Origin of the sequence: Streptomyces sp. MS19, assembly GCF_047200595.1 — a bacterium.
In the GTDB taxonomy this organism is placed as follows: domain Bacteria; phylum Actinomycetota; class Actinomycetes; order Streptomycetales; family Streptomycetaceae; genus Streptomyces.
The window spans coordinates 22,455-43,862 of record NZ_JBJZOH010000015.1 but is presented as its reverse complement, the minus strand read 5'-3'; the positions used below and the strand labels follow the sequence as shown (position 1 = coordinate 43,862).

At 74.9% G+C, this 21,408-nt stretch carries 15 protein-coding genes; 8 read left to right on the top strand and 7 right to left on the bottom strand.

Features of this window, described 5'->3' with window-relative positions; translation table 11 throughout:
- The first annotated feature begins 35 nt into the window (after positions 1 to 35).
- Positions 36 to 1,142, top strand: coding sequence for a protein-L-isoaspartate O-methyltransferase family protein (locus ACL02R_RS16640; RefSeq protein ID WP_412797697.1), 1,107 nt, complete (start codon positions 36 to 38; stop codon positions 1,140 to 1,142).
- A gap of 538 nt (positions 1,143 to 1,680) precedes the next feature.
- Here ACL02R_RS16640 and nucS read toward each other — a convergent pair.
- Positions 1,681 to 2,364 (bottom strand): endonuclease NucS, encoded by a 684-nt coding sequence (gene nucS / locus ACL02R_RS16635; RefSeq protein ID WP_412797696.1) that lies wholly within the window; start codon positions 2,362 to 2,364, stop codon positions 1,681 to 1,683.
- A gap of 305 nt (positions 2,365 to 2,669) precedes the next feature.
- On the opposite strand from nucS, the gene ACL02R_RS16630 reads away from it, so the two are divergent.
- Entirely contained in the window at positions 2,670 to 3,059 is a 390-nt protein-coding gene (locus ACL02R_RS16630; RefSeq protein ID WP_362965419.1) for an SCO5389 family protein, read from the top strand.
- Here ACL02R_RS16630 and ACL02R_RS16625 read toward each other — a convergent pair.
- Complete coding sequence (locus tag ACL02R_RS16625) at positions 3,028 to 4,101, bottom strand: LLM class flavin-dependent oxidoreductase (RefSeq protein ID WP_412797782.1); 1,074 nt, start codon at positions 4,099 to 4,101, stop codon at positions 3,028 to 3,030. The two genes, ACL02R_RS16630 and ACL02R_RS16625, sit on opposite strands and share 32 nt — an antisense overlap.
- A 163-nt stretch (positions 4,102 to 4,264) precedes the next feature.
- Between ACL02R_RS16625 and ACL02R_RS16620 the strand changes: the two genes are divergently transcribed.
- The gene (locus tag ACL02R_RS16620) at positions 4,265 to 4,582 is read left to right on the top strand and encodes an ATP/GTP-binding protein (protein ID WP_412797695.1); all 318 of its coding nucleotides are present in this window, start codon (positions 4,265 to 4,267) and stop codon (positions 4,580 to 4,582) included.
- A 33-nt stretch (positions 4,583 to 4,615) separates the two neighbouring features.
- Here the strand turns inward: ACL02R_RS16620 and ACL02R_RS16615 are convergent, their stop codons facing one another.
- The 5 genes from ACL02R_RS16615 to mce all read right to left on the bottom strand — a co-directional run bounded on the left by ACL02R_RS16615 (position 4,616) and on the right by mce (position 11,855).
- Positions 4,616 to 5,383, bottom strand: coding sequence for an ABC transporter permease (locus ACL02R_RS16615; protein ID WP_412797694.1), 768 nt, complete (start codon positions 5,381 to 5,383; stop codon positions 4,616 to 4,618).
- Between the two features lie 2 nt (positions 5,384 to 5,385).
- Positions 5,386 to 6,291: an ATP-binding cassette domain-containing protein gene (locus tag ACL02R_RS16610; RefSeq protein ID WP_412797693.1), complete on the bottom strand. Its 906-nt coding sequence runs from the start codon at positions 6,289 to 6,291 to the stop codon at positions 5,386 to 5,388.
- A 72-nt stretch (positions 6,292 to 6,363) separates the two neighbouring features.
- Positions 6,364 to 7,308 (bottom strand): cellulose-binding protein, encoded by a 945-nt coding sequence (locus ACL02R_RS16605; RefSeq protein ID WP_412797692.1) that lies wholly within the window; start codon positions 7,306 to 7,308, stop codon positions 6,364 to 6,366.
- Positions 7,309 to 7,593: 285 nt separating this feature from the next.
- Entirely contained in the window at positions 7,594 to 11,241 is a 3,648-nt protein-coding gene (locus ACL02R_RS16600; RefSeq protein WP_412797691.1) for a hypothetical protein, read from the bottom strand.
- A 161-nt stretch (positions 11,242 to 11,402) separates the two neighbouring features.
- Entirely contained in the window at positions 11,403 to 11,855 is a 453-nt protein-coding gene (gene mce, locus ACL02R_RS16595) for a methylmalonyl-CoA epimerase (RefSeq protein WP_412797690.1), read from the bottom strand.
- Between the two features lie 137 nt (positions 11,856 to 11,992).
- Here mce and ACL02R_RS16590 point away from each other — a divergent pair, with 137 nt between their 5' ends.
- The 5 genes from ACL02R_RS16590 (at position 11,993) to ACL02R_RS16570 (ending at position 21,391) form a co-directional block, all read left to right on the top strand.
- Complete coding sequence (locus tag ACL02R_RS16590) at positions 11,993 to 13,213, top strand: acetyl-CoA C-acetyltransferase (RefSeq protein WP_412797689.1); 1,221 nt, start codon at positions 11,993 to 11,995, stop codon at positions 13,211 to 13,213.
- On the top strand, positions 13,210 to 14,211 hold the full coding sequence (meaB, locus tag ACL02R_RS16585; RefSeq protein ID WP_412797688.1) for a methylmalonyl Co-A mutase-associated GTPase MeaB: 1,002 nt from the start codon (positions 13,210 to 13,212) through the stop codon (positions 14,209 to 14,211). Before ACL02R_RS16590 ends, meaB begins: the two co-directional genes overlap by 4 nt.
- A 192-nt stretch (positions 14,212 to 14,403) precedes the next feature.
- Positions 14,404 to 16,386: a GTP-binding protein gene (locus tag ACL02R_RS16580; RefSeq protein WP_412797687.1), complete on the top strand. Its 1,983-nt coding sequence runs from the start codon at positions 14,404 to 14,406 to the stop codon at positions 16,384 to 16,386.
- A gap of 1,662 nt (positions 16,387 to 18,048) precedes the next feature.
- Positions 18,049 to 18,738 carry a helix-hairpin-helix domain-containing protein gene (locus ACL02R_RS16575; protein ID WP_412797686.1) on the top strand — a complete coding sequence of 230 codons (690 nt, stop codon included), beginning with the start codon at positions 18,049 to 18,051 and terminating at the stop codon, positions 18,736 to 18,738.
- A complete protein-coding gene (locus ACL02R_RS16570; protein WP_412797685.1) occupies positions 18,725 to 21,391 on the top strand; it encodes a ComEC/Rec2 family competence protein in 2,667 nt (888 codons plus the stop codon). The genes ACL02R_RS16575 and ACL02R_RS16570 overlap by 14 nt, the downstream gene beginning before the upstream one ends.
- Positions 21,392 to 21,408: the final 17 nt, after the last annotated feature.

Sequence of the window (21,408 nt, the reverse complement as noted above, 5' to 3'; positions counted from 1 at the left end):
AACTCAGCACATCCGTACGGGAAGGTACTTCACGGATGAACCCCCTGGTCCCGGCAGAGTCGCCGGCCGAACTGCGGCGGCGCCTGGTCGTGCGGCTGCACGCGGCGCACGTTCTCGATCCCGCGTGGAGCACGCCGTTCCTCGACGTGTCGCGCGAGCCGTTCATGCCGCACATCACCGTTCCCCGCCCCTGGGGCGGGCAGGACTTCACCCCGGCCGACACCGGCTACCTCCGCGCACTGCACGAGGACGCCCCGCTGACCGTCCGGCACGACAACACCGAGACCCTGACCACCACGACCCCCGCGCCCACCGTCACCGCCGCGATGCTCTCCGCCCTCGGCGATCTCCCGCGCGGCAGCCGCGTCCTCCACGTCGGCGTCGCCAACGGCTACCTCACCGCCCTGCTCAGTGCGAAGACCGGCGCCGAGCACGTCACCGGCATCGAACTCGACCCGCGCCGCACCACCCAGGCCCGCGAAGCGCTCGCTCGCACCGGCCTTCACCCGAACCTCGTGACCGGCGACGGCACCCACGGCCACGCCCACGACGCCCCGTACGACGCGCTCTTGTCCACCGCGTGCCTACCCCGCGTTCCTCCCGCCTGGACGCGCCAGGTCAGGGCGGGCGGCACCATCGTCACCCGCCTCGGGCACGCCCTCGCCGCGCTCACCGTCCGCCCCGACCACAGCGCGGACGGCCCGCTCCTCCCCACCCCGGCCCCGCTCGGTCCGGCGCCGAACGACCCCACCGCCACGGTGTTCCTCGTACGGCCCGGCGCCCGCACCACGGCCGTCCTGCCCGACCTCGCGGACGACACGGCCCGGCTCCTGCGTGGCCTGCTCCAGCCGGACGTGGAGGCCGTCACCTTCTACGGCGTCGGCGAGTACCGGCGCACGGTCCACTGCCTGAGCCACCCGGCCACCGGTTCGTGGGCCCGCATCGAACCCCAGGGCGCGAGCGTCCACGCCATCGAACACGGCGGCCCCCGCGACCTCGTAGGCGAAATCGCCCCGGTCCTCACCCACTGGGCAAACCACGACCACCCCACCCCCGCCCACTACGGCCTCACCACCACCCCAGACGGCACACACAACCTCTGGTTCAAAACCCCAACCGGCCCCCACTGGCCCCTCCCCTGACCCTCCGCCCCGCCGCAATCCCCGTCCGCCTTGGAGGACGGGCGCCACCACCGCCTGGGGCTACAGCACCTGGTGCGGCATCCTGTTGCGATCCCCGCCCGCCTTGGTTGGCGGGCGCCACCGGTCAGGACGAGCAGGTCGGCGCGTGAGTCGTAGTTGCGATCCTCGCCCGCCTTGGTTGGCGGGCGCCACAGGTGCCGTGCTCGCCCGCCTGCTCGGCGGCGTAGTCGTTGCGATCCTCGCCCGCCTTGGTTGGCGGGCGCCACCCGACGTCCTCGGCGGCATCACCGACATGTTGCCGTTGCGATCCTCGCCCGCCTTGGTTGGCGGGCGCCACGGCTGTTGAGCTGTGTGTATTGCTCGGTGTAGTCGGTGCGTTGAGTGATTGGGTGGAAGGAAAGCGGTGGAAGCGGGCATTTTGCTTCGGTGTGATCCGGGTTCTATTGCCACACTAGAGGTTCCGAAGTGCCGTGGGGCGGGGCGTGTTCGCGAGTGGCCTATGTCTGTGGGGACGGTTGTTCTCGGTGGGTGGGGTGACTCAGAACAGGCGGAGCTTGTCGTCTTCGATGCCGCGTAGTGCGTTGTAGTCCAGGACCGCGCAGTGGATGCCTCGGTCCGTTGCCAGGACGCGGGCCTGTGGCTTGATCTCCTGTGCTGCGAAGACGCCCTTCACCGGGGCCAACAGTGGGTCGCGGTTGAGGAGTTCCAGGTACCGGGTCAGCTGTTCCACGCCGTCGATCTCCCCTCGGCGTTTGATCTCGACGGCCACCGTCACGCCGTCCGCGTCGCGGCCCAGGATGTCCACCGGGCCGATGGCCGTGGGGTATTCGCGGCGGATCAGGGTCCAGCCGTCGCCCAGGGTCTCCATGCGGTCGGCGAGGAGTTCCTGGAGGTGCGCCTCCACGCCGTCCTTGATCAGGCCCGGGTCCACGCCGAGTTCGTGCGACGAGTCGTGGAGGATCTCCTCCATCGTGATGATCAGCTTCTCGCCGCCCTTGTTCTCCACCGTCCACACCGCGTCGCCGTCGCCGTCCGCCGCCGGGGCGGCCTCCTTCAACACGCACGGCGGCGACATCCAGTTGAGGGGCTTGTAGGCCCGGTCGTCGGCGTGGATCGACACGGAGCCGTCCGCCTTGACGAGGATCAGCCGCGGGGCCGAGGGGAGATGGGCGGTGAGCCGGCCCGCGTAGTCCACGGAGCAGCGGGCGATGACGAGACGCATGGGCCCAGCCTAGAGGCTGCCGCGCGGCCCCCCGGACGGGGTGGTGGGTGGTGGGTGAGGGGTGTGGGGCCGTGGGGGGAAGGGGGCGTGAGGGGCGTCGGGAGGCGGGCGGGATGGGTGGGTTCTGGCCGTGGCCGGTTATGTGCCCGTATCGCTGACATGCACGGGCCAGGACGCCTACCGTTTGCCCTGGGGGCGTCGCCGTCCGGACACACCGGTTTCACCCGTGGACGCGGTGGCGTACGCGGCGGGGTCCTCGGGCCGTTACGCCAGACCCCTCACCAGGGGTCCGAGAGGAGACATCCATGTCGCTCGACGTCTCACCGGCACTGCTCGCGCGGGCCGAGCGGGGCGAGGTCGATGACGCGGAGTTCATCGACTGCGTCCGCACTTCCCTGCCGTTCGCCTGGGAGATGATCAGCACGCTGGTGGCCCGGCTGAAGGTGGACGGCGGACCGTTCGCCGACAACACCACCCCGCCGCCGGACGAACACGCGCGGGGCGAGCTGCTCCGCGCCCTCGCAAGCGACGCCATCCGCGGTGCCCTGGAGCGGCACTTCGGGGTGCGTCTCGCCTTCCAGAACTGCCACCGCGTCGCCGTCTTCCCGCCGGAGGGCCAGGAGACGGTGCACGCGCGCTTCACGTCCGTACGGAGCCAGTTGCTCAACCAGTCGCCCGAGCTGCGCGACTGCTGACCGCGTCCGGTGCTGCCGTTCCTCCGTCCCCGTGGCGCAGGAGCGGCAGCACGTCGGCGGCGAGGCGGTGGACGTTCCGCTCCGTCGTCGCGGTGTCGCCCGAGCCCTCGGCGAGTAGCGCGAAGCGGGTGATGCCGGTGCGTTCCGCCGTGGCGGAGAGGCGGTCGGCGCAGCGCGCGGGGTCGCCGACGGGGTGCAGGCGGCACAGCAGCTCGGTGTAGGCGAGGGCGTCACGCATACGACGCGGCCTGCCGTCGAGCGTGCGGTGCGCGGCGAGCCCGTGGCTGAGCCAGCGGGGGAGCGCGTGGCGCAGGATGTCCACGGCCTCACCGGTGGTGTCCGCGACCTGGGCGACGCCCGCCGCGACGTGCTCGGCGCTGTCCACGGTGTCCCGCGGGTGCCCTGCGGCCGCTGCCTCCGTGCGCCACAGCGCGACCATCTCGGCCTTCTCGTCGTCGCCGATGTGCATGCCCAGCAGCATGGGCAGGCCGCGGTGCGCGGCGAGCCGTACGGTGCCGGGCGAGGTGCAGGCGACGACGACGGGCGGTGGGGTCGGCGGGGCGGGGACGACGGCCACCTCGCGGAAGCGGTAGCGCTCACCGTCCGCCGCGACGCGCGGCTCGCGCAGCCAGCGCAGCAGCAGGTCGAGGGACTCGGGGAAGTCGCGTTCCAGGGCTTCCGCGCCACCGCCGAAGACCTCCAGGTCCACCCACGGCCCGCCACGTCCGACGCCCAGGGTGAAGCGCCCGTTGGACAGCATGTGCAGCAGCGCGGTCTGCTCGCCCAGCGCGACGGGGTGCGTGGTGGACAGCACGCTGATGGCGGTGCCGATGCCGATGCGGCGGGTGCGGCCGAGCAGCAGCGCGGCCAGGGTGGTGGCGGACGGGCACAGGCCGTAGGGCACGAAGTGGTGCTCGCCGAGCCATACGGTGTCCAGGCCCGCCTCGTCGGCGGCGACGGCGGAACGTACCGCGCGTTCCAGTGCGTCGCGCTCACTCTGTCCCGGGTATTGGCCCGCCAGTACAAATGTTCCTATGCGCAGGGTGTCCATGGGTGTCGCCCCTTCCAGAGTCCGTGCCACGTGCCGGACTCGGCCGTTTCCTCCACGGCTCAACGGCCGACACGTGCCCAGGGCACGGGCCGCCGTCCCATTTCTCGGATGATCGTTCAATGCCTGGTGGGGGGCGGTGCGTACACTCGGCGGCATGTCCCCCCGTCGCAACAAGGCCCAGGGCCGCCGGCAGCCGAGCGCGGACGACGGACCGCGCGCGTACGGCCTGGAGAACACCGAGGACTGGCAGGGCGAGGAGTGGGTGGTCCGGCGGATCACCGGCGGTGGCGCCACCAAGCGCTACCGCTGCCCCGGCTGTGACCAGGAGATCCCGCCGGGCGTCCCCCATGTCGTCGCCTGGCCGCGCCTCGGCGCCGTCGAGGACCGCAGGCACTGGCACGCGGCGTGCTGGAGCGCGCGGGATCGCCGCACGGCGCGCGTCCAGCGCTCCCGCAACGCGCCGCGCTACTGACGCCCCGCCCGCGCGCCCCCGCGCGCCGCTCGTTCAGGCGTCGCGCCTGCGCAGCACCAGGTAGCCCGCCAGCACCGCCGCCGCCACCCACAGCAGCATGATCCCGAGGCCGCCCCACGGGCCGTACGGGCGGTCGCCCGTGTCCACGACCTGCATGATCCGCTGCCCCGCCTGGTCCGGCAGATAGCGGCCGATCTTCTCCGTCGCCGACACGTTCGCGAGGATGCCCGACACCAGGAAGAAGAACGGCACCAGCACACCGAACGACAGCATCGCGCTGCGCAGCACCCACGTCATGCCCATCGCGAACAGCGCGATCAGCCCCATGTACAGGCCGCCCCCGAACACCGCGCGCAGCACGCCGGGATCGCCCAGCGCCGTACGGTGCTCGCCCAGCACGGCCTGCCCCGCGAAGAACGCCGCGAAGCTCGTCACCATCCCCACCGCCAGCGCCAGCAGCGTCGCCACCGCCAGCTTCGCCGCCAGCAGCGCACCCCGCTGCGGCACGGCGGCCAGCGAGGCGCGGATCATGCCGGTGCCGTACTCGTTCGACACCACCAGGATGCCGAACGCGATCATCGCGAGCTGCCCGAGCGACGTGCCCGCGAAGCTGGTCAGCGTCGGGTCGAACGTGAGGCGCTCGTGCGCCGACAGGTCGTCGAACGTGTTGCGGACCAGGAGGCTGATCAGCGTGCCGAGCGCGACCGTGACCAGCAGCGCGGCCGCCAGCGTCCACAGGGTGGAGCGGACCGTCCTGATCTTCGTCCACTCCGACCGCAGCACCCGGCCCGGATACGCCATGCTCAGCCCCTCGCCTGGTACTCGACCGTCTCGTGCGTCAGCCGCATGAACGCCTCCTCCAGGGACGCCTGCTGGACGCTCAGCTCGTGCAGCGGCAGCCGGTGCTCGTGCGCCAGTTCGCCGATCCGCGCCGCGTCCGAGCCCGGAACGGTCAGCGCGCCGTCCGCCTCCTGGCCCGGCGAGGCGCCGATCCGCGTCAGCAGGTCACGCATCTGTTCCGGTTCGGGGGTCCGCACCCGCACAAAAGTGGCTGAATTCTCCTCTATGAAACGGGTCATCGACGTGTCCGCCAGCAGCCGACCGCGCCCAATGACCACCAGATGATCAGCGGTCAGCGCCATCTCGCTCATCAAGTGACTGGAGACGAACACCGTCCGGCCCTCGGACGCCAGGTGTTTCATCAGATTGCGAATCCACTGGATGCCCTCGGGGTCGAGACCGTTCACCGGCTCGTCGAACATCAGGATGCGCGGATCGCCCAGCAGCGCGCTCGCGATCCCCAGCCGCTGCCCCATGCCCAGCGAGAAACCCTTCGGCCGCTTACGCGCCACCGCCGAAAGACCCACGACGTCCAGCACCTCGCCGATACGGCGCTCGGGAATCCCGTTGCTCTGCGCCAGGCACAGCAGATGGTGGTACGCCGTACGGCCCGGGTGCACGGCGCGCGCCTCCAACAGCGCCCCGATGGCCGTGAGCGGCTCGCGCAGCCGGTCGTACCGCGCGCCGTCGACCAGGACCTCGCCGCTCGTCGGCCGGTCGAGACCGAGGATCATCCGCATCGTCGTGGACTTGCCCGCGCCGTTCGGACCGAGGAAGCCCGTGACCACGCCGGGCCGCACGGCGAACGTGAGGCCGTCCACCGCCGTACGCGCCCCGTACCGCTTGGTCAGGCCGGACAGCTCGATCATGCCTCGACGCTAGGACAGCGCGAGGGCCGCCGCCCGGTGGGGCGACGGCCCGTACGCCGTTGGGGTGAACCGTCAGCGGGTCTGCTGCGCCGGCACGCCCTTGCTCAGGCTGTCGTTGTCGTCGTCGTCGCCCAGGGTGGCGGCGGCGACCTGCGCGCCCGTCAGCGTGGCCAGCATCTCGCGGACGTTGGTCAGCTGCGCGTTGATGCTGTCGCGGCGGTTGGTCAGCGCGGCCAGCTCACGCTCGGACTCGCTGCGGATGCGGTCGGCCTTGGCGTTCGCGTCGGCCACGATGTCCTCGGCCTGGCGCTGCGCGGTCTCCACGGTCTGGCGGGCACGGCGCTCGGCGTCCGTCCGCAGCTTCTCCGCCTCCAGGCGCAGCTGCTCGGCGCGGTGCTCGATCTCCGCGAGCCGCTTCTCGGCCTTGGCCTGACGGGACGCCAGGTCGCGCTCCGACTGCTCGCGGCGCTTGGCGAGGTTCGTCTCGAAGTCGGCCGCCGCCTGGGCCGCCTTGGCGCGGGTGTCCTCGAAGAGGGCGTCCGCCTCCTCGCGCTTCGCCTGGGCGTCCTTGTCGGCCTCGGCACGCGTCGCGGCCGCGTCGCCCTGGGCCTTCTCGACGATCCGCGAGCCCTCTTCCTCGGCCTTCGCCTTGCGCTCGGCCGCGTAGGACTCGGCGTCGTTCCGCACCTGCTGGGCCGCGCCCTCGGCCAGCTCACGGTGCTGCTCGGCGGCCCGGCGGGCCTCCTCGCGCAGGTCCTTCGCCTCTTCCTCGGCGAGACGGAGGATCTTCTCGACACGCGCGCCGAGCCCCGCGTACGACGGCTCGGCGTCGGTGATCTGCGCCTGCGCGTTCTGCGTTTCGAGGTGCAGTTCCTCGATCCGCTTCTCCAGCGAGGTGATGCGGGCCAGAGCGCTGTCGCGGTCGGCCACCAGCTTCGAGATGCGGTCGTCCACCTGCCCGCGGTCGTATCCACGCCGCACGAGCTCGAAGCCGAAGGGGGAGGAAGTGTCGCTCATGGGGTTCCTGTCGATTCAGACGGGTGAGTGAGTAGGGGATCGGGGGGCCTGGGCGTTCAGCGCTTCGAGGTCGAACTCCTCAGCCTTCGGTACAAGACGGGTCCAGCCCTCGGAAGCCTCATCCTAGGGGGCGAACCGGCGTGTCTTCGAGCGGATCTCGCTTCTCTGTGGAGAATGTTCGCCCCGTACACGCATTCAAGCCGCTCGGAAGAGTGGTCACGATGTGTGGCCGGTGTGACCGGTGGGGTCACCGGGGCGAACGCGGTCTGCACGGTCACGGCACCGTCACGGTGTGGGGCGCTTGCCGGTGGGCCGCTGCGTACCGGCGCCCGCGCCGGACTTCTCCCGCCCCGCGATCCGCGGGTCGGGCACCGAACGGCCCCCGCCCGGCTTCGGCGGACCGCCGCCCGGGGCAGCCGCACCGCTCGCCCCGCCCGTACCGCTGGCACGGCCGCTGCCGCCGCCCGCCTTCGGGGCCTCGAACGACTCCAGCGCCTCCAGCACGTCCTGCACCCGGGAGATCTCGGTGTTGATGTCCTCGCGCCTGCGGGTGAGCTTCTCCAGCTCACGCCTGCCCTCCTCGACCAGCCGCTTCGCCTCGCGCTCCGCGTCGGCCCGCAGCTGCTCCGCCTCGCGCAGCGCCTTCGAACGCTGCTGCTCGGCCTCCTTGAGCAGCGTCTCGGCCTTCCGCACGGCCGCCACCCGGATCTTGCTCGCCTCCGCGTCGGCCGACGACACCGTGCGCTCCGCCGTCGTCCGCGCCTCCGCGCGCTGCTCCTCGGCGGCCTTCATCAGCTTGTCCACCCGCTCGCCCGCCGCGCGCGCCAGCTCGGCCGACTCGCGGCGCGCCCGGTCGTGCAGCGCCTCCACCTCGGCCTCGACCCGGCCCCGCAACTCCTCCGCGCGGTCCCTTATGGCCGCTGCGTCCCTGCGGGCCTCGTCCAGCAGGCGGTTGGCGTCCGCGCGTGAGGTCTCCACGGCCTCGGTGCCCTCGCGCCGCCCCTCGTCCACGAGCCTGGTGGCCTCGGCGCGCGCCGCCGCCGTCGTCGCCTCGGCGCGCTCCTCGGCGGTCGCCGCCATACGGGCGGCCTCCTCCTGGGCCTTGCCGACGAGTTCGTCCGCCTGGGCGGCGGCCTCGGTGCGCTTGCGGGCGGCGTCCTTGCGCGCCTCGTCCTGCGCCTGCTCGGCCTCGGCACGGACGCGGGCGGCCTCCTGCTCGGCCTTGCCGACGAGTTCGTCCGCCTGGGCGGCGGCCTCGGTGCGCTTGCGGGCGGCGTCCTTGCGCGCCTCGTCCAGCGTCTCCTCGGCCTCGGCACGGATACGGGCGGCCTCCTCCTGCGCCTTGGCGACCAGTTCGTCCGCCTGCGCCGCCGCGTCCGTCCGCCGCTGGGACGCCTCGCGGCGCACGCGGTCCTGGTACGCGTCGGCCTCGGCCCGGGTGCGTTCGGCGGCCTCCGCGGCCTCGGAACGCGCCCGTTCCGACTCCGCAATGGCCTCCTGGACGGTCCGCTCGGCGAGCGCCGACGCGGCCTCCTTCTCCTCGGCCGCCTCCCGCAGCACGCGGGCCGCCTCGCGCTCCGCCTCGGCGCGGTGCTGCGCGATCTCGGCCTCGGCCGCGTCCCGCAGCCCCGTGACCGAGTCGCGCACCTGCTGCGCCTTGTGCTCGGCGGCCGACACCAGCGTCTCCGCGCGGCGCTCCGCCTCGTCGAGCCGCGCGCGGCCCGTCGCGAGCAGCTCCTCGCTGCGCTCGCGGGCCTGCGTCTGTTCGCGGTGCGCCGCGTCCCGCGCCTCGGCGAGCAGCGCGTCGGCCTCGGCGCGCAGCCTGGCGGCCTCCTCCTGCGCGGCGGCCAGCGCCTCCGCCGCCTCGCCCGCCGTACGCTCAGCCGCCGCCGCGCCCTCGGCCCGTACGCGGTCGGCGGCGCGCAGCGCGTCCTCGCGCAGCCGGTCTGCCTCGGCGATGGACTCGGCGCGCAGCCGCACCGCCAGCTCCTCGCCCTCGGACCGCAGCCGCGCCGCGTCCTCGGCCGCCTCCTCGCGCTGCCGCGCCGCCTCGGCCTCGGCGGTCTCGGTGAGTGCCTTGATGCGGTCCGCCGCCTCGGCGCGCAGCCGCTCGGTCTCGGCGTTCGCGTCGGCGCGCAGCCGGTCGCCCTCGGCGCGGGCCGCGCCCAGGGCCTCCTCGGCGTCGGCGACGCGCTGCTCGGCCTCGGCGCGCAGCCGTTCCAGCTCGGCGGCGGCCGCCTCGCGTTCGGCACGGGCCGCGTCACGCGCCTCGTCGCGCAGCCGCGCCGCGGCCTCCTCGGCCTCACGGACGGCCCGTTCCGCCTGTTCGCCTGCCTCGACGAGCTGCTTGTCGGCCTCGCCGCGCGCCTTCTGGAGCGCCTGCTCCGCCTGGTTGCGCAGGGTCGTGGCGCGTTCGATCGCCTCGGCGCGCAGCCGCTCGCTCTCCGCCCCGGCGCCCGCGCGGATCTCCTCCGCGTCGGTCCGCGCCTGGGCGAGCAGCTCCTCCGCGCTCTGCGCCGCCTGCTCGATCCGCTGGACGGCGTCCCGGCCGGCGTCCGCGCGGACCCGTTCCGCCTCCTCGGCCGCCTCCGCCCGCAGCTGCTCGGCCTCGCCGCGCAGGCGCCGCGCCTCCTCCTGGAGCTCGACGGTCTTCGCGCGGTACTCCGCCGTGTCGTCCTTCGCGGCGCCCTTGAGCTGCTCGGCGACATCGTGCGCCTCGGCCCGCAGCCGGTCCGCCTCGGCCTCCGCCTCGGCGCGCAGCCGCTCCGCCTCCTCGCCCGCCGCGCGGGTGGTGGCCTGCGCCTCCTTGGACGCCCTGGTCAGCACCGACTCGGCGGTACGGGCCGCGTCCGCGAGCTGCGCCGCGTACTCCTCGGCCGACTTGGTCCTGGCCTCCTCGGCGGCCTCCGCGAGCATCTGCTCGGCGCGCGCCCGTGCCTCGTCCAGCGCGTGCTCCGCCTCGGTGCGGCGCTGCTCGGCGTCGCGCGTGGCCTCGCTGACCATGCGGGCGATCTCGGCCTTCGCCGTCGCCGTGCGCTGCTCGTACTCCGACTCGGCGGACGACCGCCGCTTCGCCGCCTCCGCCGTCGCCTCGGCGAGCAGCCGCTCGGCCTCCTCGCGGGCGACCCGCAGCGCCGTCTGGGCGTCGGCCGCCTGCTCCTCCGCCTTGCGGATCATCGCGGCGGCCTCGCGGCGGCCGGTGTCGGTCTCCTGCGCGGTGGAGCTGCGGAGCCGTTCCGCGTGCTCGGTCGCCTCCTGCGCCTGCGCGGACGCGGCGGTCAGCAGGCGTTCCGCGTCGGTACGGGCGCGGCGCAGCAGCTCCTCTGCCTCGGCGCGCGCGTCCTCCGCCTCGGCGGCCAGGCGCTGCCGTGCCTCGTCCACCAGGCGCAGCGCCTCGGCGCGCGCCTGCGTGACGGTGGCCTCGGACTCCGCCCTGGTCTCCTCCAGCAGGCGGCGGGCCTGCGCCTCGCTGCGGGCGCGCAGCTGCTCGGCCCAGGCGACGTTCTCGTTGACGTGCGACTCGACGGTGGAACGGCGCTGCGCCAGCTCCTCGTCGAGGCGCTGGCGGCGGCTGACGGCCTCGGCGTGCAGCTCGGCGTCCATACGGGCGCGCTGGTCGGCCTGCTCCTGGAGGACGCGCTGCGAACGGGTGCGGGCGTCGCGCAGCTCGCGTTCCGCCTCGGCCCGCATCTGGTCGGCCTGGTGGTGGGCGGAGCGCAGGAGCTGCTCCGCGTGGGAGGCGGGGTCCCCGTACAGGGGGCGCAGGGACAGCGCGCGGCGGTTCTCGTGCAGCTTGGCACGCAGAACCTCGACCTGGTAGCCCAGGTCGTCGGCGTGGTCGACCGCCTTGTCGCGCTCCTTCTTCAGCCGGTCCATCTCGGCTTCGAGCTGCGAGAGATGGTCGTCAGCCTGGTAGGCGTCGTAGCCCCGCACCGCGCGGTCCCATCCGTCCCCTGGTCGTGGTGAAGCGTGCACGTCTGTACGTCATCGATGCCGTCGATGCCGGTCGATGTCGGTCATCGGCCGACCGCGGGACGAGGAGAAGGAGACTCGATGCCCCGGCTGGGCCACTCTACCGGCCGGGGCAGCCCGCGTCAGTGGCCTGAGCCCTCTCCCGCTGTTCCCGGCGGGGCGGCTGTGACGATCTCCGTGAGCACTCCGTGACAGTCCTTCGGGTGGAGGAACGTGATGCGCGACCCCATCGACCCGCGGCGCGGCTCGTCGTACAGCACGCGGACGCCCTTGCCGCGGACGGCCTCGGCGTCGCGGTCGACGTCGTCGGTGCCGAAGGCGATGTGGTGGACGCCCTCGCCGTGCCTGGCCAGCCACTTGCCGACGGGGGAGTCGGCGCTGACCGGCTCCAGGAGCTGGATGTACGAGGCGCCGCCGTCGTCGGTGCCGTTGATGCGGAGCATGGCCTCGCGTACGCCCTGCTCCTCGTTGACCTCGGTGTGGAGGACCTCGAAGCCGTACGTGGCACGGTAGAACGCGGCGGTGGCGTCCAGGTCGTGGCAGGCGATCCCGATGTGATCGATGCGCGTCAACATCTCCCCAGTGCAGCGCTCTTGGCGTCCCGCCGCAACGTGCCGGGAGTCACATGTACGCCCGGATGACCGGTCGTGTCACGCTCTGTACATTGACGTGAACCGCCGTTCACTCCCTCAGATCCGCCGAGGAGCACCCCATGACCACCCACCAGGCAGGCACATCCGACGGGCGCGCGACCTCCGTCATCGTCGCGGGGGCCCGTACGCCCATGGGCCGGCTGCTCGGCTCGCTGAAGCGGTTCTCGGGCGCGGAGCTGGGCGGCTTCGCGATCGCGGCCGCGCTGGAGCGGGCCGGGATCACCGGCGAGGACGTGGAGTACGTGATCATGGGGCAGGTGCTCCAGGCGGGTGCCGGGCAGATCCCGGCGCGCCAGGCCGCCGTGCGCGCCGGTGTCCCGATGCGCGTGCCGGCGCTCACCGTCAACAAGGTGTGCCTCTCGGGCCTCGACGCCATCGCCCTGGCGGACCAGCTGATCAGGGCGGGCGAGTTCGAGGTGGTCGTGGCGGGCGGCCAGGAGTCGATGACGAACGCCCCCCACCTGCTGCCGAAGTCCCGTGAGGGGCAGAAGTACGGGGCCATGGAGCTGCTGGACTCGATGGCGCTCGACGGGCTGACCGACGCGTTCGACGAGGTGGCGATGGGCGAGTCCACCGAGCGGTACAACGGCCACCTCGGCATCACGCGCGAGGAGCAGGACGCGGTGGCCGCGGCCTCGCACCGGCGGGCGGCGGAGGCACGGAAGAACGGGGTCTTCGACACGGAGATCGTGCCGGTGGCCGTGCCGCAGCGCAAGGGCGAGCCGGTGCTGTTCACGCAGGACGAGGGCATCAGGCCGGACACGACGGAGGAGTCGCTGGCGCGGCTGCGGCCCGCGTTCAGCGCGGACGGGACGATCACGGCGGGCTCGTCGTCGCAGATCTCGGACGGGGCGGCGGCGGTCGTCGTCATGTCGCGGGCGCGCGCCGAGCGGCTCGGGCTGCCCTGGCTCGCCGAGATCGGCGCGCACGGCAACGTCGCGGGCCCCGACAACTCGCTCCAGTCCCAGCCGTCCAACGCGATCCGCGCCGCGCTCGCCCGCGAGGGCCTGACCGTGGACGACCTGGACCTGATCGAGATCAACGAGGCGTTCGCCGCCGTCGCCGTCCAGTCGATGCGCGACCTGGGCGTCGGCCTCGAAAAGGTCAATGTCAACGGGGGCGCGATCGCGCTCGGTCACCCGATCGGGATGTCCGGGGCGCGGCTGGCCCTCCACCTGGCGCACGAGCTGCGGCGGCGCGGCGGCGGCACCGGCGTCGCGGCGCTGTGCGGCGGCGGCGGCCAGGGCGACGCGCTGATCCTGCGCGCGCCCGGCGCGTGAGCGGGCTCGCGCGGGGTGCGGGCGTCGCGGAGCTGGTGACGAGGGCGCGCGACGGGCAGCCGCGCGCCGTCGCGCGGCTGATCACGCTCGTGGAGAACGAGGCTCCCGAGTTGCGCCAGGTCATGGCGCGCCTCGCCCCGCACACCGGGCACGCGTATGTGGTCGGCCTGACGGGCTCGCCCGGCGTCGGCAAGTCCACGACGACGTCGGCGCTGATCACCGCGTACCGGCGGGCGGGGCTGCGCGTCGGAGTGCTGGCGGTGGACCCGTCGTCGCCGTTCTCCGGCGGCGCGCTGCTGGGCGACCGGGTACGGATGGGGGAGCACGTTACGGACCCGGGCGTCTACATCCGCTCGATGGCGACGCGCGGCCACCTGGGCGGGCTGGCCTGGGCCGCGCCGCAGGCCGTGCGGGTACTGGACGCGGCCGGGTGCGACGTCGTTCTCGTGGAGACGGTCGGCGTGGGGCAGTCCGAGGTGGACATCGCGTCCCAGGCGGACACGACGGTCGTGCTGCTCGCCCCCGGCATGGGCGACGGCGTGCAGGCGGCCAAGGCGGGAATCCTGGAGGTCGGGGACGTCTTCGTCGTCAACAAGGCCGACCGCGACGGCGCCGACGCCACAGTGCGCGAACTCCAGCACATGCTGGGCCTGGGCGCGCCCCGCGCCCCGGAGGACTGGCGGCCGTCCGTGGTGAAGACGGTCGCGGCGCGCGGCGAGGGCGTGGACGACGTGACGGCCGCCCTCGGCAGGCACCGCGACTGGCTGACCGCGCACGGCGCGCTCGCCGCCCGCCGCGCGCGCCGCGCCGCCCGGGAGATCGAGACGCTGGCCCTCACCGCCCTGCGCCGCCGGATGGCGGACCTGCGCGGCGACCACCGCCTCGCGGCGCTGGCGGAACGGGTCGCGGCGGGCGCGACCGACCCGTACGCGGCGGCGGACGAGCTGCTGGCCGGGCTGACGGGCCGGGCGGAGGGGGGCGCGCGGGGCGTGGATTAATCGCTCGCGGTGCGCGGGAGGTGTGGGTAGGGTCCACGCCGTTCCACGTCCGGTGGGCCCGTCGCGGTCCTCGCAGTCAGGAGAGAGAGATGCGCCGTCGCTTCGGAGCGGTCGAGCTGACGAATGCCCATCTCCTGACCCCCGAGGACATCTGTGACCTCCCCCTGTGCCCCGGCGCCGACCGCCGGGACCGTGAACATCGGCGTGCTCGCCCACGTCGACGCAGGTAAGACCAGCCTCACCGAGCGGCTGCTGTTCGACCACGGCGCCGTCCCCGACCTCGGCAGCGTCGACGCCGGGAGCACCCGTACCGACTCCGGCGCCCTGGAACGCGAGCGCGGCATCACGATCCGCGCCGCCGTCGCCGCGTTCACCGCCCCCGGCGGGCGGCAGATCAATCTGGTGGACACCCCCGGCCACCCCGACTTCATCGCCGAGGTCGAACGCGCCCTGTCCGTCCTGGACGGCGCGGTGCTCGTGCTCTCCGCCGTCGAGGGCGTGCAGGCCCAGACGCGCGTCCTGATGCGGACGCTGCGGCGGCTGCGGCTCCCGACGCTGGTCTTCGTCAACAAGATCGACCGCATGGGCGCCCGGTACGACGGGCTGCTCGCCGACGTACGGCGGACGCTCGCGCCGTGCGTCGTGCCCCTGACGGGCGCGGCGGACCAGGGCACGCCCCGGGCGCGCGCCGTCGCGCTGCCGCTCGGTGAGGGCGTGGCGGAGACGCTCGCCGAGAACGACGAGGGGCTGCTCGCGGCGCTCGTGGAGGGGCGCACGCCGTCCGAGGCGCGCCTGCGGACGCTGCTTGCCCGGCAGACGGCGGCCGGGCTCGCGTACCCGCTGTACTGCGGGTCGGCGCTGACGGGTGAGGGCGCCGCGGAACTGGTCGCGGGGATCGGCGCGTTCGTGCCCCCGGGCGGGGGTGACGCGTCGGGGGAGGCGCGCGGCACCGTTTTCGCCGTCGAGCGGTCGGACGGCGGGGGGCGGGCGGCGGGCCGGAAGGTGGCGTACCTGCGGCTGTTCGCGGGCGAGGTGCGCGACCGGCAGCGGCTGACGTTCCGGCGGCGTGACCCGGACGGCACGACCGGCGGCTTCAGCGGGCGGGTCACGGGACTCGACGTCGTCGCCGCGCCGGGGCGCGACGCCGGGCGGCGGCTGCTCGCGGGCGGCATCGCGCGGGTGCGCGGGCTGGCGGACGTACGGGTGGGGGACCGGCTCGGCGAGCCGGGGGACGCCGGTGACGGCTCGCACTTCGCGCCGCCAGGGCTGGAGACGGCGGTCCGCAGCAAGGAGGCGGACGGGCAGGGCCGCCTGTGGGCGGCGCTGTCCGCGCTGGCGGACGAGGACCCGCTGATCCAGGTACGGCGCGCGGGGGACGGGGCGATGTCGCTGCTGCTGTACGGGGCGGTGCAGCGTGAGGTCGTCGAGGCGCGGCTGCTGCTGGACTTCGGGATCGACGCGGTCTTCGAGGAACCGCGCCCGGTGTACGTGGAGCGGCCGGTGGGTGCGGGGGAGGCACTGTCGGAGATGCGGCGGACGGAGGGGAACGAGTTCTGGGCGACGGTGGGGCTGCGCGTGGAGCCGGGGCCGTACGGGTCGGGCGTGCGGTACGTGCACGACGTGGAGACCGGGTACATGCCGCGCGCGTTCCACCGTGCGGTGGAGGAGACGGCGGTGCAGGCGCTCCGGCAGGGGATGCACGGGTGGGCGGTGACCGACTGCGTGCTCACGGTCCACCGCGTGGGGCAGCACTCGCCGAACACGACGGCGGCCGACTTCCGCAAGGTGACGCCGATGGTGGTGCTGCGTGCGCTGGAGGAGGCGGGAACGCGGGTCTTCGAGCCGTGTCAGGCCGTCGAGTTGGAGGTGCCCGAGGACACGGTGGGGGACGTCGTCGGGCTGCTCGCGGGGCTCGGCGCGGCGGTGGGCGGGTCGGAGCCGCGCGGCGGGACGTGGACCGTGGAGGCGGAACTGCCGCTGGGTCCGCTGCAACGGCTGGTCGCGGCGCTGCCGGGGCTCACCAGGGGCGAGGGCGCGCTGTGGACGCGGCCGGGAACCGACCGCCCGGTGCGGGGGGTGCCGCCCCGGCGGGCGCGGACGGACGGCAACCCGCTCGACCCCGTCGAGTACCTGCGCTACCTGGCGGACCGCAGCCTGCCGACCGGGACGGTATGACGGGGGCACCTCGGGGACCGGCGACGGCACCGCCATGGCGCGGCTGCCGCCGCCGGTCCCGGACCGTCCGGCGACCACGGGGGCCCGTGCGCTCGGCCGCGTCGCCAAGGGCTCCCGAACGGCCCCTGTGGTCGTTCTGTCGGTGTCTACTCGGGTCGTCGCGGCCGGCCGTCGCCTTGCCGGAGAAGCTTCCGGGACGAGGGCACCTTCCGGGAGACCTCGCCGCGCTGCCGCGCCTTGCGACGCGCCGCGCCCGACAACTCGGTCCGACGCGGTCCGACGCGGTCCGACGCGACAGGATGCGGAGGGACGAGCCCCGAACGTCCCCGAGCCGCAGCCGGTTGTCCCCACGAATGCCCGGCTGTGGGCGACAGTCCGGCCACCGGGCTTGAACGGCCCCTCGCGGCACCGTCCCTGCCGACGCGAACGCCGCAGGTGCGGGCACGGTGGCCCTGGCGAGGGCCCGGCTGCGCGGCGGAGCGTATGCGGGTTTCCGCGATGGTGCCGTCCTCGTCGGCCCGGTCGCTGTCCTGCTTCGGGCCTGGTCGGAGCGCGCCGTCCGCAGTGCCGTCGGAAGGTCCGGCCGGGCCGTGGCTCCGGCGCCGGCTGGTAACTGGTCTCCGCCGCATGCCGGTTGGGGGGCCCGCCCGCTGGGGCTGCACGGTCGTCGTGGCGGTGACCCGCCGGGTGGTGCCCCGGCTCGCCGCCCGCCCAGGTCCGAGTCGGCGCACAGCCGTTGGGTGACACCCGCGCGGATGCCACATGACCGCCGTGCTTCGCCACTGCCGGCACCTCGCCCGGCTTCATCGGCAGACGAGGAGACGGGGCGCGGCCATGGCGCAGTTGCTGGGCCGTGTGGCCCGTCCTGCTTGTCCGACCGCCGCGCGGTGGGCCTGCCAGATGTCTCGCCATCACCCGCAGGAGTGGCCGAGTTATCCACAGCGCGTGAGTTGTCCCCAGATTCGAGGGGGCCACTGGTCACGGTGAGTGATCGATGGAAGCGTCTGCGGCATGAACGCACGCCTACAGCACAGAGGAACGCGGCCTCGGCGGACCGTCGCGGGGCGCCGTAGCGCGGGGCCGGGACCGGGGCGGGGCCACCGCCCCGCACTGGAACGGGCCACGGCCCTGTCCGCCGCCGATGAGACTGCCGCCGCCCACGGGACGGCAGTCGGCCGCGTTCCGCCCCAAGCCGGTCCGGACGCGGGAAGGCCGCCCGCCACGGGGGGCGTGACCCGCACCGGTCAACCTTCGCGTGGGCACGGCGACATGCACGGGCAGCGCGACTCGGCCGCCGAGCCGGAACGGGACGAGCGCCCGCCGCCCCCGCCGTCCCTCCGCTGGACAGGCGGGCGGCCTCCGGGAGTTGCGCCATCCATGGCCGCTGGGCATGCCCCTCTCCGCTGGACAGGCGGACGGGCACAGGAACCCGCCGCCGCCTCCACCCCGCAGACGGGCGCGGACACATCGGAGACGCCGGGGCGACCGCCCGACCGTGCCCCGAGGACTGCTCGCCGGACGAACGGGCGGGCGCGGGAAGCCGGTCCGCCGGACTCCACGCCCGCCCCGGGCCCGAGCGGCGCCGCGACCGGCGGTCACGTCCCCGAGCGGCCGCTGCGCGAGAGGGCCGCACCGCCCGCGCGGGGCGGGGGCGGCGCGGCGGTGGGGCGGCTGGCCACCTGGCTGGTGGCGCGTTGCGGGATGGAGGCGCGTACGCTCGCGGCGCTGTGCGTCGTGCTGGCGGCAGCGGTGGCGTTCGCCTGGTACCACTTCGTCGCGGGACGCCCCGAGGCCGTGACGGTCACGGACGACCAGGGCACCGCGCCCCCCTCCGCCTCCGCGGCGGCTTCCCCCGCACCGACCGCCGGGACCTCCCCAGTCAGCGACGGGCAGGACCAAGCCGCGCCCGGCGCGGTAGCCGGGGCGGTGGTGGTCGATGTCGCGGGCGCGGTGGCCGATCCCGGGATCTACACCCTGCCCGCCGGGTCCCGGGTGGCGGACGCCATCGACGCCGCAGGGGGCAGCGAACCCGGTACGGACACCGACGGGCTCAACCGGGCCCGCCTCCTTCTCGACGGCGAGCAGATCCTCGTCGGCGCCACGGCACCCGCCCCGGCGCCCGGAGCCGGGGCACGATCCGGCGCCCCGGCCGCCCCCGCGGCTCCCGTCAGCCTCAACTCGGCGACCCCCGACCAGTTGCAGGACCTCCCCGGCATCGGGCCGGTCCTCGCCGAGCGCATCGTGGCCCACCGGCAGCAGCACGGAGGCTTCACCTCCGTCGGGCAGCTCGGCGACGTCTCCGGGATCGGGGAACGGCGCCTGGCGGAGCTGAGGGACCGTGTCACTCTCTGACCGCGCCGCCTCCCGGGCCACCCGGACCCGCGACATCCGGCATCCCGTCCACGCCACGGCGCGGCACCGGCTCGGCGCAGCGCACCCGTACCAGCAACTCCCCTCGGACCTGCGGCTCGTGGCCCCCGCCACCGCCGCGTGGGCGGCCGCCGCCTTCGCCCTCGGGCTTCCCGGCCGCACCGCCGGGCTGTGCGCACTCGGCTGCTGCCTGGCCGCCGGTGCGGCCCTGGGGCTCGCCCGGGACACCCCGCGCCGTAGACCCCTGTGGCGGCTGCCGCTCGCGGGGGCACTGTGGACCGTCGCCGTCCCCGCGTTCGGCGCTCCGGCCGTCCCCACCGCCGTGGCCCTCGGTATCTGCTGCCTCCCACGACTCCCGGCGCCCGTCCGCCCCGCCCAGCGACCGACCGCCAGGACCAGGACCCTGGCTGCCACCGCTGCCACCTCCCTCCTCTGCGCGGCGGCGGCCCTCGCGGCCACCGGCCTGCACACGGCCGGACTCCACCACGGCCTCTGGGAGAAGGCAGCAGGGAGCCGGGCCACCGTGCGGGTGACACTGACCGACGACCCCCGGCAGGCACCGGCCCGCCCCGACCGTCCTGGCGCGCCACGCCCCGTCCTCGTCACCGCCGACGTGCACCACCTCACCTACGCCGACCAGGAGTTCGACCTCCACGCGCCCGTCATGCTCGTCGTGACCGCCGAACGCGCCGACGACTGGCTCGCCCTCCGGCCCGGCACCGGGCTGCGGCTCGACGCGGAGCCCACCCCGCCGCTCCCCGGCCGCCGCGGCGACCTGGCGGCCGTCCTGCGCGCGGACGCGGACGGCCCGCCCCAGGACGTCGCCGCTCCCGGCCCGGCCCGACGCGTCGCCGATCGGCTGCGCGACGGACTGCGCGACGCCTCCGCCGGCCTTCCCGGCGACGCCGGGGCGCTGCTGCCCGCCCTGGTCACCGGCGACGACTCCCGCGTCCCCGACGACCTCGCGGACGCCGTCCGCGCCACCGGGATGACCCACCTGGTCGTCGCGTCGGGCAGCCAGGTCGCGATCGTCCTCGGCGTCCTGCTCGGCAGCCTCACCGCCGCCGCCCGCGCCGAACGACGCGGCCTCGCCGCCCGGCTCGGCATCCCGCTGCGCGTCACAGCCGCCCTCGGCGGCGGACTCGTCACCGGCCTCGTCCTCGTCTGCCGCCCGGACCCCAGCGTGCTGCGCGCCGCGGTCTGCGCGGGGATCACCCTCCTCGCCCTCGCCACCGGACGGCACCGCTCGCTGCTGCCCGCACTCGCGGCCGCCGTGCTGCTGCTCCTGCTCCGGGACCCCACGCTCAGCCGGTCGTTCGGTTTCCTGCTCTCCGTCCTCGCCACGGGCGCGCTCCTCGTGCTCGCCCCCGGCTGGGCGTCCGCCTGGACCCGGCGCGGGATGCCGCGCCCGCCCGCCGAGGCGCTCGCGGCGGCCTGCGCGGCCCACCTGGTGTGCGCACCGGTCATCACTGTCTTCGCAGCGGGCACCAGCCTGGTCGCCATCCCCTGCAACCTCCTCGCCCACCTCGCGGTGGCACCGGTGGCCGTCCTCGGGTGGGCCGCCCTCGCGACCGCCCCGGTCGCGCCGCCGGCCGCCGAGGTCTGCGCGTGGCTGGCGGGCTGGCCCGCCCGGTGGCTCGCCACCGTCGCCCGCACCGGCGCCGCCCTCCCCGGAGCCGAACTCGACTGGCCCGGCGGCTGGGCCGGCGCAGCACTCCTCGCCGGCGTCTCGGCCGCCGTCGTCGTCCTCGTCCGCCGCCTCCCACGCAGCCCCTGGCCCGTCGTGGGATGCGTCCTGCTGCTCCTCGTCGCAGTCCTGCGGCCCGCGCCCCTCGGCCGGTACCTCACCGGCTGGCCGCCGCCGGGCTGGCGGATGGTGGCCTGCGACGTCGGGCAGGGGGACGCCCTGGTCCTGGCGGCCGGGCCGGGCAGCGCCGTGGTCGTCGACACCGGCCCCGACCCGGCGGCGATCGACCGCTGCCTGCGCGACCTCGGCGTACGGCACGTACCGCTGCTGGTGATCAGCCACTTCCACGCCGACCACGCGTCCGGCCTGCCGGGCGTGCTGCGCGGCCGCCGCGTCGACGCCCTCCACACCTCGTCCGCGCGCGACGGCGCCGACCAGGCCGCCCGCGTCCTGCGGCTCGCGGCCGGAGCGGGCGTCCCGGTGGAGACCGCCGTGCCGGGCGAACGGAAGCGGATCGGCGACGGGTTGAGCTGGGAGGTCCTGTGGCCACCCGCCGACGCCACCGCCGAAGGCCTCGGCGCCAACGACGCGAGCGTCACCCTCCTCGTCCGCACCGGCGGCCTCACCCTCCTGCTCCCCGGCGACCTCGAACCCCTCGCCCAGGAACGGCTGCTGGCCGCCCACCCCGGCCTGCCGCGCGCCGACGTCCTCAAGGTCGCGCACCACGGCTCGGCGCACCAGCACGACCCGCTCCTCGAACGGCTCCGCCCCCGCATCGCCCTCGTCTCCTGCGGCGAGGACAACGGCTACGGCCACCCGGCGCCCCGCACTCTCGACCGCCTCGCTGACCTCGGCACGGTCACGCTCAGGACCGACCGCCACGGCGATCTCGCCGTCACCTCCGGACCCGAAGGCCCGGTCGCCGTCGCACGGGAGGCCGCGCCATGACCCCGCTCACCACTCTT

Coding starts and splice junctions, on each gene's coding strand:
- ACL02R_RS16615 (WP_412797694.1), bottom strand. CDS start 5,383: ATGGCGTATCCGGGCCGGGTGCTGCGGTCGGAGTGGACGAAGATCAGG.
- ACL02R_RS16640 (WP_412797697.1), top strand. CDS start 36: ATGAACCCCCTGGTCCCGGCAGAGTCGCCGGCCGAACTGCGGCGGCGC.
- mce (WP_412797690.1), bottom strand. CDS start 11,855: ATGTTGACGCGCATCGATCACATCGGGATCGCCTGCCACGACCTGGAC.
- ACL02R_RS16605 (WP_412797692.1), bottom strand. CDS start 7,308: ATGAGCGACACTTCCTCCCCCTTCGGCTTCGAGCTCGTGCGGCGTGGA.
- ACL02R_RS16590 (WP_412797689.1), top strand. CDS start 11,993: ATGACCACCCACCAGGCAGGCACATCCGACGGGCGCGCGACCTCCGTC.
- ACL02R_RS16620 (WP_412797695.1), top strand. CDS start 4,265: ATGTCCCCCCGTCGCAACAAGGCCCAGGGCCGCCGGCAGCCGAGCGCG.
- nucS (WP_412797696.1), bottom strand. CDS start 2,364: ATGCGTCTCGTCATCGCCCGCTGCTCCGTGGACTACGCGGGCCGGCTC.
- ACL02R_RS16630 (WP_362965419.1), top strand. CDS start 2,670: ATGTCGCTCGACGTCTCACCGGCACTGCTCGCGCGGGCCGAGCGGGGC.
- ACL02R_RS16610 (WP_412797693.1), bottom strand. CDS start 6,291: ATGATCGAGCTGTCCGGCCTGACCAAGCGGTACGGGGCGCGTACGGCG.